4 protein-coding genes are annotated in these 3632 nt (G+C 64.7%); 2 read left to right on the forward strand and 2 right to left on the reverse strand.

Features of this window, described 5'->3' with window-relative positions:
- The coding region (locus EOA36_RS30740; protein ID WP_148669440.1) for an alcohol dehydrogenase catalytic domain-containing protein at nucleotides 1-362 on the reverse strand (362 nt) is incomplete at its 3' end.
- A gap of 124 nt (nucleotides 363-486) precedes the next feature.
- Between EOA36_RS30740 and EOA36_RS30745 the strand changes: the two genes are divergently transcribed.
- Together EOA36_RS30745 and EOA36_RS30750 are read left to right on the forward strand one after the other, a co-directional pair.
- The gene (locus EOA36_RS30745) at nucleotides 487-1401 is read left to right on the forward strand and encodes a LysR family transcriptional regulator (protein ID WP_127280680.1); all 915 of its coding nucleotides are present in this window, start codon (nucleotides 487-489) and stop codon (nucleotides 1399-1401) included.
- A gap of 79 nt (nucleotides 1402-1480) precedes the next feature.
- Nucleotides 1481-2791, forward strand: a complete 1311-nt coding sequence (locus tag EOA36_RS30750) for a hemolysin family protein (protein ID WP_127280681.1) — start codon at nucleotides 1481-1483, stop codon at nucleotides 2789-2791.
- A 165-nt stretch (nucleotides 2792-2956) separates the two neighbouring features.
- Here EOA36_RS30750 and EOA36_RS30755 read toward each other — a convergent pair.
- A partial coding sequence (locus EOA36_RS30755; protein WP_127280682.1) for an HlyD family efflux transporter periplasmic adaptor subunit occupies nucleotides 2957-3632 on the reverse strand: 676 nt, incomplete at its 5' end.

A 3632-nucleotide genomic window follows, 5' to 3' on the forward strand; every position in this document is an offset into this window, starting at 1 on the left:
TCGCTCAACGTGCCGGGCAGCGACGATCCCAGCGTGTGCTGGTGCAGCACCGGGGGCGCATCGCCATCCGGCCAGTCGGCGATCACCTGCCCCAGCACGCGCTGGCCGGTCCGGAAACGGGTGACACCGCCGCCGACCGCCACCACTTCGCCAACGGCATCGGAGGTCGGCACGAATGGAAAGGCAAGGTCGGGGATCAGCACGCCATCGACGATCATCCTGTCCTTGTAGTTCAGCGATATGGCCTTGATCCGCACCAGCAGTTCATGCGGCCCGGGCTCGGGAATCCTCCCTTCGGCCAATTCCAGCCTGGGCAGGCCGAAGCCGGTCATCCGCCAGGATCTGTTGATGTCGCTCTTCATTACGTCTGCTCCCGATTGCATGGCTGGCGGGATATTTACGCCGTTTCACTGTGGAAAAAAGCGCTTCCATGATCCATAATCGGAAACGAGTTGGTGATCAGATTTCTACAATGGGAATAGATCGATGGAATCCGCGGATCTGCAAGGCATCGTCGCCTTTGTTCAAACGATGGAGGCCGGAAGCTTCACCGGCGCAGGCGAGCGGCTGCGCGTGACGAAATCGGCGGTCGGCAAATCGGTCGCGCAACTGGAACAGCGGCTTGGCATCCGCTTGCTCAACCGCACCACGCGCAGCCTCAGCCCGACCAGCGAAGGCCTGTGCTATTATGAAGCCTGCGTCAGGGCGCTGTCCGAGATCGAAGCCGCCCAGGCGCTACTGGCCTCGCGCCGGCAGGTGCCCTCGGGCCGCCTTCGGGTCGACCTGCCCTCGGCCTTCGGCCACCGCTGCGTGGCGCCTGTGCTGTTCGACATTTCCAGGCGATTTCCCGATCTGGCCATGGAGATTTCCTTCAACGACCGCCGCGTCGACCTCATCGAGGAAGGCATCGACCTTGCGGTCCGCATGGGCGACCTCGACGACAGCCTGTCGCTCGCCGCACGCCGGCTCTATACCCAGCGCTCGGCCATATGCGCCGCCCCCGCCTATCTCGACAGAAACGGCAGGCCACGGACGATCGAGGACCTCGCTGGCCATGACCTGATCGGCTACACCCGCAACGGCGTCGCCCACGCCTGGAGCATCAGGCAAGCCGATGGCCATGTCGCGAAATTCACGCCGCGGGCAAGGCTGGTGCTCGACAATGGCGAGCCGATGCTGGGCGCTGTCCTTGCCGGCTGCGGCATCACCTTCCTGCCGACCTGGCTGGTGGCGGACAGCCTCAGGAGCGGCGCGCTGGAAATGGTGCTGGTGGACACGCTGGTCGAAAACATTTCCGTCCATGCCATCTGGCCGGCGACACGAGCCTTGACGCCCAAGGTGCGGGTCGTCGTCGACGCGCTGGTCGCGCACTTCTCGTCGCCACCCTGGGATGCCGCCTGATCGGCCCGTATCGCCGTCATCTTTTTAAAATGGTCGCCGACTATTTTCGAAAGCCGTGCGGCAATGCTATTGACCCCTCATGTTATACGTTGAAATCGCCACCGTGGTCGTCCTCATCTGCGTGAACGGCCTTCTGTCGATGTCCGAACTCGCCATCGTCTCGTCGCGGCCGGCACCCTTGACGTTGCGGTCGATCATCGCCTTCAGGCGAGCCGGCCGCGCTCTGGCGCTTGGCTCCAATCCGGGCAAATTCCTGTCCTCCGTGCAGATCGGCATCACGCTGGTCGGCGTGCTGTCGGGCGCCTTTTCCGGTGCCACGCTCGGCCAGAGGCTGGCGCAATATCTGGCCTCGACAGGCATCCGCGAGACCATCGCCGACCCGCTCGGCGTCGGCATCGTCGTGGCCATCATCACCTACGCCTCGCTGATCATCGGCGAACTCGTGCCCAAGCAGATCGCGCTGCGCGATCCCGAGCGCGTTGCCGTGAGAGCCGCGCCGGCGATGACCATCCTCGCCACCATCTCGGCGCCTCTGGTCTTCCTGCTCGATATTTCGGGCCGTGCCGTGCTCTGGCTGCTCGGCCAGCGCGGCGAAAGCGAGGAAAAGGTCACCGACGAGGAGATCAAGATGCTGGTCGCCGAGGCCGAGCATCACGGCACCATCGAATCCGACGAGCGGCGCATGATCGCCGGTGTCATGCGGCTCGGCGACCGCGCCGTGCGCGCCGTCATGTCGCCGCGCACCGATGTCGACTGGATCAACCTGCAGTCCGATGAACCCACCATCCGCAAGCTGCTGATGGACACCCAGCATTCGCGCCTGCCCGCCGGCGACGGCGGGGTGGACGCCATGATCGGCGTCATCCAGACGCGCGACGTGCTGGCAGCACTGCTCGGCGGCCGCGCGCTCGACCCCCGCAAATACGTGCGCGCGGCACCCATCGTGCACGACCAGGCCGACGCCCTTGACGTGCTGCAGAAGCTGAAGGAGAGCGACGTGCCGATGGCGCTTGTGCATGACGAATACGGCCACTTCGAAGGCATCGTCACGCCCGCCGACATTCTGGAAGCCATCACCGGCGTCTTCCGCTCGGACCTCGAGGCCGGCGAGGAAGAAAGCGCCGTCCAGCGCGACGACGGCTCATGGCTGCTCGCCGGTTATATGCAGGCCGACGAGATGGCCGAAGTGCTGGGCATCGACCTGCCGGAGAACCGCGATTACGAAACCGTCGCCGGCTATGTGCTGTCGCACATGCACCATCTGCCGGCGACCGGCGAATGCGTCGACGCCCAGGGCTGGCGCTTTGAGGTGGTCGATCTCGACGGCCGCCGCATCGACAAGCTGATCGCCACCCGCCTGCCCAGCGGCCACCGCGAAGTGGCGCGCTGACCGTTCAAATGTCCAAGGCCGACGGCGGTTATTAGAGCAATTCCAGGAAAAGAGTGAAACGGCTTCCGTTCGGAATTGCGTAAAAACAAAGAGTTGGAGCCGTTCGCGATTCCGTGAAACGCGGAACGGCTCTAGCGGCGCGCCGGTTCACTGCCGGTCGGCGGTCTACTGCTCAGCGAAAGCCCGCGCGAATGAATCGAGCAGCGGCCGCGCGAGATACTCCAGGAAAGTGCGATCGCCGGTGCTGATGAACGCCTCGACCGGCGTCCCGGGGTAAAGCTGCTCGCGCCTCACGCCGGGCGGCAGGTCGGCGGCAATCGTCAGCTTGGCGCGGAAATAGGGTTCACGCGTGGCTGGATCGATGAGCCGATCCGCCGAAATCTGTGTCACGGTGGCTGAGACCTCTGGCGTGAGCCGCGCGTTCAAGGCGGATAGTCGCAGTTTCGCCGGCTGGCCGACACGGACCTGATCGATGTCCTTCGGCCGCAGCTTCGCATCGACGACCAGGCCAGACGCGGTGGGCAGGATTTCCATGATCTTTTCGCCCGGAGCAATCACGCTGCCCTTGGAATTGTAGGTCGACGACACCACGATGCCTGCCGCCGGCGCCTTGATCGTCGTTCGCCGCAGCACCGCCTCCGCCGTCCTGATCTGTTCCTCGACATCGGCCAGGTTGGAGCGAACGTCGTCGAGTTTCGTCAGCGCCTCCTCGACGCGTTGCGTGGTCAGGCGCTCGGTCTGCTCCTGGGCCTCCACGATCTGGGTATTGGCCGTCGCCAGATTGGCCTCCAGCATCCCGGCTTGCCCGACGAGATCGGCCTCGCTGCGCAAAAGCTGGGAG

It is taken from the genome of Mesorhizobium sp. M8A.F.Ca.ET.021.01.1.1, assembly GCF_003998025.1.
GTDB lineage: Bacteria > Pseudomonadota > Alphaproteobacteria > Rhizobiales > Rhizobiaceae > Mesorhizobium.

What these genes read in the sequence shown, in the direction of transcription:
- EOA36_RS30745 (WP_127280680.1), top strand. Translation starts at nt 487, where the DNA reads ATGGAATCCGCGGATCTGCAAGGCATCGTCGCCTTTGTTCAAACGATG.
- EOA36_RS30750 (WP_127280681.1), top strand. Translation starts at nt 1,481, where the DNA reads ATGTTATACGTTGAAATCGCCACCGTGGTCGTCCTCATCTGCGTGAAC.